Annotated in this window: 10 protein-coding genes and 1 pseudogene; 5 read left to right on the top strand and 6 right to left on the bottom strand. The window is 66.7% G+C overall.

Annotation, left to right across the window (positions count from 1 at the left end; genetic code table 11):
- The first annotated feature begins 4 nt into the window (after window positions 1-4).
- Window positions 5-2,902 (top strand): polysaccharide lyase family 8 super-sandwich domain-containing protein, encoded by a 2,898-nt coding sequence (locus G1H10_RS19870; RefSeq protein ID WP_163740941.1) that lies wholly within the window; start codon window positions 5-7, stop codon window positions 2,900-2,902.
- The gene (locus G1H10_RS19865; RefSeq protein WP_216853463.1) at window positions 2,899-3,672 is read left to right on the top strand and encodes a DUF1961 family protein; all 774 of its coding nucleotides are present in this window, start codon (window positions 2,899-2,901) and stop codon (window positions 3,670-3,672) included. Before G1H10_RS19870 ends, G1H10_RS19865 begins: the two co-directional genes overlap by 4 nt.
- 212 nt (window positions 3,673-3,884) lie before the next feature.
- Here G1H10_RS19865 and G1H10_RS19860 read toward each other — a convergent pair whose 3' ends face one another.
- From G1H10_RS19860 to G1H10_RS19845, 4 genes are all read right to left on the bottom strand, one after another.
- Window positions 3,885-5,036 (bottom strand): hypothetical protein, encoded by a 1,152-nt coding sequence (locus G1H10_RS19860; protein ID WP_163740939.1) that lies wholly within the window; start codon window positions 5,034-5,036, stop codon window positions 3,885-3,887.
- Complete coding sequence (locus G1H10_RS19855; RefSeq protein ID WP_163740937.1) at window positions 5,033-5,686, bottom strand: hypothetical protein; 654 nt, start codon at window positions 5,684-5,686, stop codon at window positions 5,033-5,035. Before G1H10_RS19855 ends, G1H10_RS19860 begins: the two co-directional genes overlap by 4 nt.
- On the bottom strand, window positions 5,683-6,978 hold the full coding sequence (locus G1H10_RS19850; protein ID WP_163740935.1) for a hypothetical protein: 1,296 nt from the start codon (window positions 6,976-6,978) through the stop codon (window positions 5,683-5,685). Before G1H10_RS19850 ends, G1H10_RS19855 begins: the two co-directional genes overlap by 4 nt.
- A gap of 148 nt (window positions 6,979-7,126) precedes the next feature.
- Window positions 7,127-7,405 carry a hypothetical protein gene (locus tag G1H10_RS19845; RefSeq protein ID WP_163740933.1) on the bottom strand — a complete coding sequence of 93 codons (279 nt, stop codon included), beginning with the start codon at window positions 7,403-7,405 and terminating at the stop codon, window positions 7,127-7,129.
- A gap of 98 nt (window positions 7,406-7,503) precedes the next feature.
- Between G1H10_RS19845 and G1H10_RS19840 the strand changes: the two genes are divergently transcribed.
- Both G1H10_RS19840 and G1H10_RS19835 read left to right on the top strand, forming a co-directional pair.
- Window positions 7,504-8,427 carry an NAD-dependent epimerase/dehydratase family protein gene (locus G1H10_RS19840; RefSeq protein ID WP_163740931.1) on the top strand — a complete coding sequence of 308 codons (924 nt, stop codon included), beginning with the start codon at window positions 7,504-7,506 and terminating at the stop codon, window positions 8,425-8,427.
- A 105-nt stretch (window positions 8,428-8,532) separates the two neighbouring features.
- Window positions 8,533-9,861 (top strand): CynX/NimT family MFS transporter, encoded by a 1,329-nt coding sequence (locus tag G1H10_RS19835; protein WP_216853462.1) that lies wholly within the window; start codon window positions 8,533-8,535, stop codon window positions 9,859-9,861.
- A 394-nt stretch (window positions 9,862-10,255) separates the two neighbouring features.
- Here G1H10_RS19835 and G1H10_RS19830 read toward each other — a convergent pair whose 3' ends face one another.
- Window positions 10,256-11,542 (bottom strand): pyridoxal phosphate-dependent decarboxylase family protein, encoded by a 1,287-nt coding sequence (locus G1H10_RS19830; RefSeq protein ID WP_216853461.1) that lies wholly within the window; start codon window positions 11,540-11,542, stop codon window positions 10,256-10,258.
- A 101-nt stretch (window positions 11,543-11,643) separates the two neighbouring features.
- On the opposite strand from G1H10_RS19830, the gene G1H10_RS35085 reads away from it, so the two are divergent.
- Entirely contained in the window at window positions 11,644-12,426 is a 783-nt protein-coding gene (locus G1H10_RS35085; RefSeq protein ID WP_216853460.1) for a GntR family transcriptional regulator, read from the top strand.
- 338 nt (window positions 12,427-12,764) lie between these two features.
- On the opposite strand, the pseudogene G1H10_RS19820 reads toward G1H10_RS35085, so the two are convergent.
- Window positions 12,765-14,020: pseudogene (locus tag G1H10_RS19820) on the bottom strand (IS256 family transposase).
- Window positions 14,021-14,668 lie beyond the last annotated feature (648 nt).

Raw genomic sequence — 14,668 nt, 5'->3', positions numbered from 1 at the left:
ATTGATGTCTGAACATCATGACGTTGGCGTGTCCCGTCGCCAGGTGCTCGCCGGCGCCGCCGGCCTCACGGTCGCCGGTTTTGTGGGTTGGCCTTCACCGGCGGCGGTCGCGGCGCCTGGTGATGACGAGACGTTCGCCGCGATGCGCGCGACGTGGAACGACTTCGTCACCGGAGGCGACTTCGACCCGACCGATCCCGCGCTCGCCCAGGCCGTCGCGGCGCTCGACGAGCGGGTACGGCCCTATGTCGCCGGAATCGAGCGATCGCCCGACCGGACCCGGGTCTTCACCGACCTGCCGATGACGGAGCAGGAGAGCAACGGCGACTCGCGAACGATGAAGGAGACCGTACTCTGGCTGCAGTACATGGCGATCGCCTACCGCACGCCCGGTTCGCAGTTCGAAGGGGACGCCAATGTGCTCACCGATATTCTGGCCGGCCTGGAGCTATGGAACCGGCTGGCCTACAACGAAGATCAACACGAATTCGATCACCGGTGGTGGCAGTGGGAGATCGGCGCGACGCGACCCCTGGCCACCACGTGTTCCCTGCTGCATGAGCATATTCCGGCCGAGGCACGCGAGCGTTACCTGGCCGCGATTGATCATTTCGTCCCCGATCCGCGATACAACTACCCGCCCGATAGCCCGCGGCGCGTGGTCTCCGACGGTGCGAACCGCATTGATCTGTGTCAGGCCGTGATGGTGCGCGGCGTCGCCGGCAACAACGCCGAGCGGGTCACTACCGCGCGGGACGCGTTGGCCGAGGCCTTTGTCTACGCCGACCACGGAAGCGGGATCTACCGCGACGGATCGTTCATTCAACACAAGTGGATCGCCTACAACGGAGGCTACGGCCTGGTCTTCCTGGGCGGCAACGTCCGGCTGCTGAACCTGCTCGCGGGATCGCCGTGGGACCTGGTCGGGGCTGAGAAGGAGTTCCTCTTCGATGTCGTGGACCGCGCCTACATCCCGATGATGATCGACGGACAGATACCCAGCATGGTGGCCGGACGCACGATCACACGCTGGGAGAGGTCGGAGCACACCGGCGGCCACGGGGTCGAAGGCAACGTACTTCTGCTCTCGCAGGCCGCGGACTCGGCAACGGCCGCGCGGTGGCGGTCGATCGTCAAGGGATGGCTGCAACGCGACACCTGGGATGATCCTCTGGAAGGCGCCGACGTGGCCAAGACCGCCGCGGTCACTCAGCTGCTCGCCGACGACTCGGTGCAACCCGCGCCGGAGCCGACCGGGCACACCATGTTCGCCAACATGGCCCGGGCAATCCACCGCGGCCGGGGCTGGGCCCTGGCCATCGCGATGTCCAACAATCGGATCGGGTCCTACGAGACCCTCAACGGGGAGAACCGAAAGGGCTGGCACATGGGCGCCGGAGCGGCATACCTCTACAACTACTCCGACGGCGGGCAATACAGCGATTCCTACTGGCCGACGGTGGATCCGTACCGCATCGTCGGCACCACCGTCGACACCCAGGAGTTGCCGCACCGGCCGGATGGTTCCTATGCGCACAGCATGCGAACCAGCTTCACCGGCGGCGCCGTGCTGGACGGCGCGTTCGCGGCCGTGGGCATGGATCTTGAGGGAATCGTCGACCGACGCGACAGCGTGCCCGAGGTCCTGCCGCCGGTGCGGGCGAAGAAGTCGTGGTTCTGCTTCGACGACTTCGTGGTCGCCCTCGGCGCCGGCATCACCGGCGGCAGCGGCAACCGCGTGGAGACGATCATCGAGAACCGTTGCCTGCACACCGACGGGGACAACGCGCTGATCATCGACGGCACGAGGCAGCCGGCCCGCCAGGGCTGGAACGAGCGGTTCGCCAACCCTCAGTGGGCCCATCTGGAGGGGGTGGGCGGTTACGTCTTCCTCGGCGACGGGGCCGTCGACGCGATCCGCGAGGAACGCACCGGCAGCTGGGCCGACGTCACCACCAACAACAATCCGCCCACCGATCCGATCACTCGTCGCTACCTCACACTCTGGTACGACCACGGCATCGACCCGACCGAGGGCACGTACGCCTATCTGCTGGCCCCCACAGCGACGGCGGCCCGGACCGCCGAGCTGGCCGACGACCCCGGAAACGTGCAGATCCTGGCGAACGACCCCCGCGTCCAGGCGGTGCGGGTGCCCAGGCTCGGCATCACCGCCGCCAGCTTCTTCGACACCGGCTCGGTAGATGGCATCTCCATTGGTGAGCCGGGCAGTCCGTACCTGCCGACGATCATCGTCGACGACGATGATCCCGGATTCGAGATCGTCAGCGGCAGCTGGGCACGCAGCAACGGATTCCTGCGCTACTTGGAGAATCAAACCTTCACTGGACCAGGTGACGGATCTGCCGTCGCCCGGTTCCGGCTCGACGTGCCGACCAGTGGCCGGTACTCGGTCCAGGCATGGTGGTTCGCCTTCGACAACAGGGCCACGAACACCCCGTTCGTCATCAGGCATGCGGACGGCGAGACCACGGTGCGGGTCAACCAGCGCGTCGACGGATCCGCCTGGAACGAGCTCGGTACGTTCGACTTCACCGCCGGTGGTGACCACTACATCGAGGTGACCAACGACGCCGACGACGGGTACGTGGTCGCCGACGCCATGCGGCTCGCCCCGGTCAGCGCTGCGCCATGCTCAGTGGTCATGCAGGAACGGGCTGGTGAACTGGAAGTGGCGGTGGCCGACCCGACACACGAGGCAGCGTCCTTCACTGTCAGCGTCGACCGCGCCGGATACCGGTCCTGGACCGCAGACGACACGATCACCGTCCACGGGATCCGGCCACTCATCACATTCTCCGTGAACACCCGAGGCGCCGCCGGCGCCACCCACACCGTCACATTCCACAGAACGCCGCGGACCCGAGCAGATGGGACGTGACACTGATTGGCCTGGGCCATCGGATGTTGTCGAAGGATTTGGTGATGGCGCCCTATTCTGACGGCTTCGGCGAGGTGTTGTATCGGAATGCACTTGCCAAAGAGTCCGACGTCGGCGGGTTCACGCTCGAGGGCTACGGCGCAGTCAGTTTCCCGCTGGGCCGGATGAGGTTGGAAAGCACCAGACACGTCGACGATGGCCAGGCAGCCAACATCGTCTTGTGGTGCCCGCTGGATTTTCCGGACGACATCGCGATCAGCTGGAATTTCTGGCCTATCCGCGAGCCGGGGCTGGCGATACTCTTCTTCGCTGCCCTGGGCGTGGACGGTAGAGATATATTCGATCCAGAATTGGCCCGGCGAACTGGCCCGTATCAGCAATACCACAGTGGCGATATCAACGCTTATCACATCTCCTACTTTCGGCGAAAACAACCCACCGAGCGCGCATTCCACACGTGCAATCTGCGGAAAAGCCGCGGTTTCCACCTGGTCGCCCAGGGCGCAGATCCGATTCCTTCAGTGATAGACGCCGACCCGCCTTACCGGATGCTCGTCGTGAAACGAGGCCCTTCGATCACCCTGGTGATCAACGACCTGACCTGCTTCACATGGCTTGACGACGGTACGGTCGGAGGGCCGCCGCACACGTACGGAAAGATCGGCTTCCGCCAGATGGCTCCCCTGATCGGGGAATACTCCGACCTACTCATCCGGCGGATCGGCCGCGGGCCCGCGACGCAAGACGTCCACGGCGAGGGGACGGCATGAGTCCGATCACCGACCGAACGTCCTCGTGATCATGACCGACGACGCCCTCTTCGGCGAGCACCTGAACGACGACGACCTTCTCACCCGCCGATCAGCCCATTCAATGCCGATTGATCAGTAATCACCCATAGGAGGAGATGCTGCCCGGAAGTCCCGGCGGCATTGGCGCCTGTCGAATGGGCGACCTCGGACCTGCCCGGGCGGAACTCGAGTCAGCGGCGGCGCAACCGGTCGAGCAGGTCAGGCGCTAGCGCCCCGTAACCTGTCGACGCCCACGGTTCGGCGTCGGAGTCCATATAGTGCACCACGGTGTCCTCGGTCGGGAGGTCGAGGATCTCCGGTTCGCGGCGCTTGCCGATGTCGCGGCGGCAGGCGCGACAGCAGGGCACCTCGCGGATCCCGGCGGCCGTCGTCCACGGCGCCTGCGTCGTCGCCGGGCCGTGCAAGGGGTTGAAGAAACAGGCCACCGTCGGCGTCCATGACTTCCCAGCCACCGCATGGTCGAGGGCGTCGTCGCCGCGGCGGGTGAGCACCGTCGCCCCGACCGAGTCGGCAGCGTCCTGGGAACGGTCCAGGATGGCGGTCGCGGCCTGGTAATGGTCGAGCGCCGCCCGCCACGCGTCGCTGTCGGAGCGCTGGTCGATCTCCAGCTCCCGGATCCGCTCACCGAGCGCGGCGCTCTCGGCCTCGGCACGCCGCCGCCATTCCTGGGTCTGCGCAGAGGAGATCCGCCGCAGCGCCCGACGCTTCAGAGCGACTTCCCCACGACGGACGCGGCGACGGCTCAGGCCCGCGAGTACGGCCACCACCACGATCCCGGCAGCCACGCCGATAGCGACGGACGGATCCATGCCCAGGATCTGGGTCGGCTCGCTCGTTCCCGTGTTCTCAGCGCTGCCGGATTCCGAACGCTCCGGGAAATGCTCGGCGTAGATCGCCTCCGCGTCTCCGCTGGTGAAGATCGCCAGGGCATCGGTCACCTGCCGCCCGAGATCGCTCGGGTAACGGTCAGCGGCGACGCCGGTGGCGAACATGTCCTCGTTGCCGGATCGCTCGCCGTAACTGGTGCTGTCCAGCCGCCAGCCGTAGTCGAGCGATCCGCGTGAGACGAAGAAGATCCCGTCCTCGGAAAGCTCCCGGTTGACCAGCGTGACGAGCTGGTTGGAGGACAGATCCGCCCCGTGATCCAGCGGCACCGCGATGACGTACACCGCCGGATCCGCATCGGCGGCCAGGGCGGTGATCTCGTTCAGCTGCTCGTCGGTGAAAGCACCTTCGAGTGCCGGGTCCACGTGCACCCCGTCGTCGGCCAGGTCGGCCGCGATCGCCTCCGGATCCGGCTCGTAAGACTCCGTCTCGCTCACACGCCCGCCCTTCGCCGTCGCATGATGAACCAGCCCACCAGCGCGATAGTGCCGACTAGCCCACCGCCGAACGAACCGATCAGCGCGCCGGCGCCGATGGTGCCGGCGGTACCGCCCCAGTAGTCGCTACCGGTGTCCTCCCCCAGCTCATACTCGCGCCCGTCGTTCTCCGCGATCTTGTCAAGCAGGAGTGTGGTCTCCCGGCTGCTGGACCATTCCTCAGCCGGCGACTCGTAGATGGAGAAGTACTCCCCGTCGATGCCCACGTCCACACTGTCCAGCGCGTCACCCGGGCTGACCTGGACGTACACACCGGGCCGGTCCAGAAGCCGGCCGATTTGGCGCAGCACATCGCTGCTGGGCCCGTATCCGGCCTGTCTGCTTTCCGGCCAGACGACCACAAAAACCTCCGGGTCCGACGTATTCGCCGCCTCGTCGATCCGGGCGATTTGCTCGTCGCTGAACATGCCTTCGACACTGGGGTCGACGTAGACGTGCGATTCGCTCAGGCCGTCGGCGGCCAGCCGAGCCCGCTCCGTCGTCGTATCAACCTCGGCCGGAAGGCCCGACGAGGCGACCCACCAGGCCGCGGCACCGCCGATGCCCGCGCACACCAAGGTGACGATCAAGCCTATGATCAGCCTTTTCATCGACGCACGCCCCGATCCGCCAAGACCTGATCGGCGAGATCGCCGACGAGCGCGCCATAGCCCGTCCACGCCCAGACGGTGTCGGTCTCAACGTAGGGCGCCCACCCCCGGATGCCCTTGCGGACCGACAGAAACGCGCCCTGCTGCCGGCCGCACGTCGAACACACAGGCGCGTCGATCGACGATCCACCCACACGCACGGTGTCATGCGACTCTCCGTGCAGCGGGTTGATGAAACATGGCCGGAAGGCGGGACGCTCAGGCCTTTTCACACGGTCCACTTCACGGTCGGCGATCAACGCCAGCACATAGGCACCGACCGCGTCGAGCTCGTCGCCAGTGTCCAGGACGCGCTCGGCGGCGTCGATCGCCCTTGCCGCCTTCTCGCCCGGGTCCGCGGTCAGCTCCGTACCCGGCAGCGCCTCGAAACGTCGACGCGCGCTGGCCAGGCGCTTCCTCGCCCGGTCCGCCATCTGTTCCGGCACCGTCTCGTGGGCGGACCGGCGAGCCGGAACCCCGGCCTTCGTCTTCAGCGGCTTCGCTCGCACCACACCCAGCGTGACGATGATCCCGGCGATCAATACGCCGATGACGGTGGCCAGGGTGGCGACCCAGCGGGTGGCCTTGGCGTCGGCCATGGACGTGGTCGACTCGGGAATGAACGCCCACGGCCGGCTCGCATAGTCGTCGACCACAGACTGTGGCAGCTCCTGACCGGGGCTGGCGGCGGCATGCGCCACGACGGCCGCCTCGAACAGTGCCGAGGCCCGTGGGTACTCGCCCGGTCCGTTCTCTTCCGCGTTCCGCAATGCGATATACGCGTCGCGGAAATCGTATTCATCCGGAGCGCCCCAGACTCCCGTGTACGACGACTCTCCCAGGAACTCTACGTGGTAGACACCGTCGCCAAGCTCGTCCCGGAGGAGCACGGCCACCTGCTCGCCGGGCCGTTCGCCATCCGCCAGTTCCTCCGGCATCTGGGCCAACACCACGTAGACCGGCAACTCCGCGCCCGAAGCGGCCTCGGTGAGCACATCATGGGCCAGCGCCGAATCTCCCATACCCATCGACGGCTGCACGAGAATCGGATCATCACGCAATCGGTCGATCATCTCATCGACCGTCGCGACGCGCACCGGCCCGTCGTCGGCCGCCTCTGCCGCAGCGGCTGTCGCCCCGACGGTCAAACCACCGACAGCCAGCACGACGGCGCCCATGAGGCGACGGCGGGACAGGGCGAATGCTGGCAAGGCTAGAGACACCCGGGTGATTTTACGGTCACGTCCGTGCACCGTGGATGTCCGACCCGCCGCGGATCGACGACGTAAGCCCGCCATGTGGTCGGACCTGCCCGAATATCCTGCCAGCAAGCAGGACCCGCCGATGGCCGGCAACAAGTCAGCGAAGCTTGACACGTCATTGATACGAAGATCACATGGATCACCGAAGCTGTGGCGCATGGTGAGCGTGCAATCGACCGTTGTCGCCAGAGGTCAGGCTCGTGTTGCCAGCGGCGCCGGTGAAGCTGGTCAGCTGCCCGGCATCGTCATACGTGAAGCTCTTCGACGACTCCACCGAACGCGTCGTCACCACCCCTGGCCAGATCTCTTTCGTCGTACTCGGTGCTGATCGTCCAGCCGGCCTCGTCGGCCGACGCTCGTCGCCCCGCGCCAGCAGCTTCAACGCGATGAGGTCCCATGCCCAATCGGATGTCAGCATGCGGCTGGACGGCCGGACGCCACAGCTCGACGCACGCGCGGAACGGAACTCAGGGCGTTCATGGCATTGCTCGGCCAGAGTGGACTACATTCCCCGGCATGCGGGTGTTCGTGACGGGCGGGACCGGTGCGATCGGTGGACATACAGTCCCGGCACTGCTGCACGCCGGTCACACCGTGACCGCGCTGGCCCGCACACCAGAGAAGGCCGCCGTGCTGGCAGCCCAAGGTGCCACCCCAGTCACGGTGTCGCTGTTCGACTCGTCGGCGCTCGCGGCGGCGTTCGCTGGGCATGACGCCGTGCTCAATCTGGCCACGGCGATGCCGTCGATGACCCGCTTCATGATCCGGCGAGCGTGGCGGGCCACCGAGCGGGTACGCATCGACGGATCCACAGCGGTGGTCGATGCCGCGCTGGCCGCCGGCGTCGAGCGGGTGGTACAAGAATCGGTGGCCATGCTCTACCGCGACAACGGGTCCGCCTGGATCGATGAGGACGCCCCCGTCGACCACTATCCGGCCGCAACCGGCAACCACGCCGCCGAGGCCAATGCCCATCGATTCGCCGAAACAGGCGGAACCGCGATCGTATTACGCTTCGGGCTGTTCTATGGCCCGGGTGCCCGCCATAGTGAGCACATGTTCGCCCAGGCGCGCCGACACGTCGGGCTAGTCTTGGGCCCGCCAGAGAGCTTCCTTTCCTCGATCCATCTCACCGACGCGGCCACCGCCGTCACCGCAGCCTTGCGCGCCCCCACCGGCGTCTTCAATGTCGTCGATGACGAACCACTGACCAAACGCGAATATGCCGACGCGCTCGCCCAGGCTGCATATGCGACCCCGTGGGTACGGATACCGGGACGGGCCGGCCTGTTGTTCGGTGACCGGCTCACTTCTCTCACTCGGTCCCTACGCGTGAGCAATGCCCGGTTCCGCACCGCCACCGGCTGGTCAGCCCGCTATCCCAGTGCCCGCGAAGGCTGGGTCGCGACTGCCGCCGAACTCAGCCAAGGGACCTTGTGAACTCCTAATGGTGCAGGCGAGCATCCGCGACCACGATATCGGCACGACAAAACCGTGTGGACGCCTCCGGCTGACCGTCAGCCACATGTGCAATATTGGCTGATCATGTCCGTGCCCGACCAGCCCACCGCGACACGGTCCGACGCAGGCGTGTTCATGGCCGTCGCCGTGATATTAACGGCCATGAACCTGCGCCCGGCCATCACCAGCGTCGGCCCCGTTCTGGACCGCGTTCAGTCGACCCTTGGCACGTCCGATTCGTGGGCCGGTCTACTGACCACGATCCCCGTACTGTGTTTCGCCTTCGGTGGTCTGTTGGCCCCCGCGCTGGCGCGGCGGGCGGGGATGCGCGCGGTGATCTGGCTGGGGCTGGGGCTGGTGGCAGTGGGCCTCGTGCTGCGCGCGATGGGCGGCCCGTTCGTCGTGCTGGGTGCGACATTGCTGGCAGCCGCGGGCATCTCGCTCATCGCCGTGCTGATGCCAGCGGTGGTCAAGGGCGCGTACCCGTCCCGCGTGGGAACGATGACGGGCGCCTACACGGCGGCCCTGCAGTTCGGTGCGGTCCTGGGCTTCGCCTTGACCTCGCCCTTGGCCGATGCCTTCGCCGGCTGGCGCCCCGCCCTGGCATTCTGGGCGGTCCTTGCCCTCATCGCCCTGACCGTATGGCTTCCCGCTTCCCGCAACACCCTCGTCCTCCAGGCCGAAGCGGCCAGCGCCACCTCCTTGCTTTCCGGGCCAACGAGCCCGGCTCCGCCAAATCGACCGACCTCGCCGTCTTCGCCGCAGTCACCTCAACGTCTAGCGCCGAAGCCGCCCCACTGCACGGCAAACCCGCCCGGATCCCACTCCGAGCAACCTGCAACAGCCGATTCCCTGTTCCGCAGTCGGCTGGCGTGGACTATTACTGTCTTCTTCGGCCTCCAAGCCATGATCGCCTTCGTCATCATCGGCTGGCTGCCCCAGGTCCTTATGGACGCGGGCGTCTCCCGCGGCGAGTCCGGCCTACTCCTGGCCCTCTTGTCGCTCATCGCCGTCCCCATCAGCCTTCTGATTCCACCCATGGCCGTCCGCCAGAGCAGCCAAAGCGGCTGGATCATCGCCCTCGGCGCCTCCGGCCTCGCAGGCCTCACCGGCCTCATCACCGCCCCAGGCGCCGCGCCCCTCCTCTGGTCAATCCTCCTCGGCCTGGGGATGAGCGTCTTCTCCCTTGCCCTGGTCGTCATCGCACTGCGCACCCGCACCACCGAGGTGACCGCGAAGCTCTCCGGCATGGCCCAAGGCGTCGGTTACCTCATCGCCGCGACAGGTCCCTTCTTCTTCGGTTTCCTCCACGAGTCCACAGGGGACTGGAATACCCCCCTGACCCTCCTGACGGCGGTCCTGGTCATCCAGATCATCGCTGGCGCTCTGGCGGGCCGCCCCCGTACCGTCTGACCGAAACCGCTTAGCATGTCACGACCAGACGTAGCGGTGCCCGGCTGGCGCTGACGGCCAGCACGAGAAGACAACAGGCTGCAACACCGTGGCACGGCGCTCAACCTGCATCGCCTACTCACCCTGCGCCCAACCATCGAGAACGGAACCTGGGCCTGGCCCGAAGCCCGCTCACGCTGACCTCGCCGCCGACCATTGCACGGCTCGCGACGAGTGCCACACGATGGACTACAGGCGGGGCGCAACAACCCCCATCGCACCCAGAGCGCTGACCCAAACTCGCCGCTCGACGACCTTGACGGCGTCCCGTCGGCGGCGGAGCGTTCATCATCAGGGCCATGAGATGCGACACGCGCGTACGGCGTTCATGGGCTGCCGAACATAGGCTCGTTCGTCAGGCGTCCTTGCAGGTGCGCCAGCACCGCAGGATGGCGTGGGCGGCGGTCTCGATGTCGGTGCTGGTGGTGGCGGAGTCGCAGATGCTGATGCGCATGGCGCGGTGGCCGTGCCAGCGGGTTCCTCCGGCCCAGCAGGTGCGGTCGGCTTGCACGGCGGCGATCACGGCGTCGGTGGTCTGATCGTTATCGAATTGCACCAGGACTTGGTTGAGTGCTGTTGGGATGAGAATTCGTGCTCCTGCAGCGTCGAGCAAATCAGCCATCCGCTTGGCGTGTGCGCACAGTCGGTCGACAAGTTCGGCGATGCCTCGACGTCCGTGACTGGCCAAGATCGCCCAGATTTCAGCGCCGCGAGCGCGTTGCGACATCTGCAGGCCGAGGTGGGCAGCCGCGCGTTCGGCATCGGTAGCGAAGTACGCGGCGTCAAATGCCATGGCCCGCCGCAAGTCCGCGGGGTCACGGCAGATCGCGATACCAGAGTCGTATGGCGCGTTCAGCCATTTGTGGCCGTCGGTGGCCCACGAGTCTGCCAGGTCCACGCCATCGACACGGTGTCGCTGCGTGTCCGACGCGGCGGCCCATAATCCGAAGGCTCCGTCGACGTGTACCCAGCCACCGTTGTCGTGCACGGACGGGATGATCTGGCGGAACGGGTCGCTGTGACCGGTGTTGACGTTGCCGGCCTGCAGCAGCACGAGGGTGCGGTCGTCGACGGACGGAAACTCCTCCACGAGCACTCGGCCGCAGTCATCGGTCGGCGCCGACGTGACGTCGTCGGTGCCGAAACCGGCCGCGCGCAGCGCCTTCTCGACCGAAGCGTGGATCTCCGCTGAAGCGACCACCCGCAGCCGTGGTGCCCCTGCCAGGCCGCGCCGTTCGACACTCCACCCGGCGCGGCGCAGCAACGCGTCCCTGGCGGCCAGGATGCAGGTCAGATTGGCGATCGACGCGCCGGAACAGAACGCGGCGATCGCCGTGCCTGGTAGCCCGAGCAGTTGGCACGACCAGCGCCCGGCCAGCTCGTCCAACAGCGCCGCGACCGGCGACATGACCGGCAGCGCGACATTCTGGTCCCAGGCGGACACCAGCACGGCCGCCGCCGACGCGGCGGGATCAGCCCCGCCGTTGACGAACCCGAAGTATCGGCCTCCAGTTGAGACTACCGTGGCCGGCGAACCGAGCTCGTCGAGCATCGCCAAGACCTCACTTGCGGGAACCGGTTCGTCGGCGAGCTCTCGCGGAAACCCAGCAAGATCGCGCAAAGCCTGTTCTGTCGGAAACACATCACGCTCCCGACTCTCCGCGACGTAAGAAGCAGCTCGCTGCGCGGCGTCGAGCACGAGCCGGGCCCTGAAAGTGTGCTGGTCGACAACGTCCGATCTCGATGGCATCCCCTCAGTCTCCTGAACTGGCTCTCGAAAACAAGAGCCAGTTCGGGACAACTGGCACCATGCCTGTGACGCCGCAGCACGTGACTCCGGAACATCTGAAGGCCAGGCTGCATGGATGGCGGGGCCGCCCGGGCCCGCTGTACCTACGGCTCGCGGAAGCAATCCGTGCCCTGGCCGAGGCCGGTGCAGTCGACACCGGTTCCCGGCTGCCGTCCGAGCGAGCCCTAGCCGCCACGCTGACTGTCTCGCGCAACACCGTCACAGCGGCTTACGGCCAACTCCGCGACGACGGCTGGCTGATAGGGCGCCGGGGTGCTGCGCCACATGTCGGGGCCACCACGCGAGCACGGGACGGCATTGACGCGCTCACCAATCCGCTCGCTAACCTGTTCACCACAGGAACACGCCCTCATCTCGACCTGACGATCGCCAGCCCCGGCGTCGCGCCGCCGTTCTCGACGCCCTCGCCCGCCCTGATGTGTTACTGCCTCAGTCCGCCAGACAGGACGCCGGCTACTACCCGGCTGGACACCCCGTCCTGCTCGAGGCCATCGCGCACAAGCTCCGCAGAGATGGCATCGACGCTAGCCCCGACGAGATCATCGTCACCAACGGCGGTCAACAGGCGCTGGCCTGGTCGCCGAGGCACTGCACCGGACACGCCGACCGTTTGCGCTCGAGGCGGTGACCTATCCCGGAATCATCGACGCGGTACGCCGACGAGGCCGCAGCCAACTTGTCGCCCTGCCCGTCGATGCCTCCGGCCTACTCGTTGACGTGGCAACTCGCGTGATCCACGCGACAGCCCCGGGCGCGATGTACCTGACAACGTTCCAAATCCCACCGGTGCCGCGCTCAGCGACGCGCAGGCCGCCGTGACCCTGTCGGCCGCCGAGGCGAGCCGAACAACGATCCTGTAAGACCGCGTTCTCGCTGATCCTCCACTCGACCGCCAGGACCGGCCGACACCGCTCGCCACGCTCAGCTCCAGCGCGGCCGTAGTCACGATCGGAAGTCTGTCCAAAGTGTTCTGGGGTGGGCTCCGGATCGGGTGGATCCACACCAACCGGTCAAGTCCCAGGTAGTGGTGTAGCTCCCGATGATCCTCGGTAGGTTAGGCGCTGAGTTCGAGGACTGGGTCGGTGGTCACCTCCGTCGTGGGGTCGGTGACGGGGGCGAGGCGGCATCGGGCGAGGACTTCGAGGCCGAGGTAGCGGCGGCCTTCGGCCCACTCATCGGTCTGCTCGGCCAGGACAGCGCCGACGAGGCGGACGATCACGTCGCGGTTCGGGAAGATGCCGACGGCGTCGGTGCGGCGGCGGATCTGGTTTGTTGAGCCGTTCGGCGGGCTTGTTGGACCAGACCTGGGACCAGACGTCCTTGGGGAAGGTGGTGAACGCAAGGATGTCCGCCCGTGCCTCGGCCAGATGCTCTGCCACCGCGGGCAGCTTGCCGCCGACGTATTCGAGCAGCCGGTCGAACTGGGCACGCACCGCGGCGGTGTCGGGCTGGTCGTAGACGCCAGTGCAGCATCGCCTTGACCGCAGGCCACATGCTCTTCGGGCAGATCGCCATGAGGTTCGCCGCGTAGTGGGTGCGGCAGCGCTGCCAGGTGGCGCCGGGCAGGTTCGCCGCGATCGCCTCGACCAGGCCCGCGTGCGCATCGGAGGTGACGAGCTTGACGCCGGTGAGGCCGCGGGCGACGAGGTCGGCGAAGAACTCGCTTGCACGCCGGCCCGGTCTCGCTGGTGGCCACCCGCATGCCCAGGACCTCACGGTGCCCGTCCCCGTTGACCCCGGTGGCGATCAGGACCACGGCGTTCACGACCCGTCCACCCTCGCGCACTTTCATCGTCAGCGCGTCCGCAGCTACGAACGTGAACGCCCCCCCGCGGCATCCAGTGGGCGGTGGCGGAACTGCTCGACGTGCTCGTCCAGGTCGGCGGCCATCCGGGACACCTGCGACTTGGACACGGAGTTGATGCCGAGGGTCTTGACCAGCTTGTCCATCCGGCGTGTCGAGACTCCGGCGAGGTAAGGAGTCAGCGACAACCGTGATCAACGCGGACTCGGCTCGCTTGCGCCGCTCGAGCAGCCATGTGCGGGAAATAGGTGCCGGTGCGCAGCTTCGGGACTGCGACGTCGACGGTCCCGACCCGGGTGTCCAGATCGCGGTGCCGGTAGCCGTTGCGCTGCGCCGTGCGCCCCTGGCGAGCGCCGGCCCCACTCCGCCCCGACGACCGCGGCGGCATCCGCGCTGAGCAGGGCATTGATCACCGTCTGCAACAACTGCCGCATCAAATCAGGCGAGGCTTCGGACAGTGCCTGGCCAAGCAGACCGGCAGGGTCGACAATATGAGGTGCGGTCATCGTGATGCTGGAGCTCGAGAGTGCTGTGGAAGGTTCACTCGAAAGGATCACGCGGTGGCCGCACTTCGTCACGTCAACACGACGAACAGCGACCGCGCTACACCACTATGAGGGACTCAACTTCCCGAGAAACGACCGAACCCGTCTCCCCTGCTCACGAATCGACATCCCGTCCGGGGTCTGCGTCCCCACACCTTGCGCCACCGCAATCCGAATCACTGCCATGTCACGTGATCATCACACCCACAACCGACAACATGGGGCATGCCGCAACCCTTACCGCCTCCGACACGACCTCGCGAGCGCCCACAATGTGTGGGACAACGAGCAAAGTAAAGGGGGAACCAGCCGCGATGCAGCGACCTATCAGTATCGTCGGCTCCACCAAATATCTCTCTTCACGGCGCCCGCGGCGCGTCACCGCGTTGTGAAGCTACGCATCGCCATGGCCAGATGTCAGTCAGTTACGCATCTCCATAGACGTGGGCATCGTCATCGAACCATGGGCGGCCTTCTTCCTCCCATTCGCGCCGATACTCCTCGAACGACATCGGACGAGCCGTACCGCCAGGGTGGTCGTCGTTCCCAATTTCGAAGCCACACCTGGGACAGACTTCGTACGACGGCCTGCCCAATAGATCTTCATAC

This window comes from Phytoactinopolyspora halotolerans, assembly GCF_010550675.1.
In the GTDB taxonomy this organism is placed as follows: domain Bacteria; phylum Actinomycetota; class Actinomycetes; order Jiangellales; family Jiangellaceae; genus Phytoactinopolyspora; species Phytoactinopolyspora halotolerans.
Note: the sequence above shows the minus strand (reverse complement) of the source record. Positions and strands in the feature narration are given on the sequence as shown.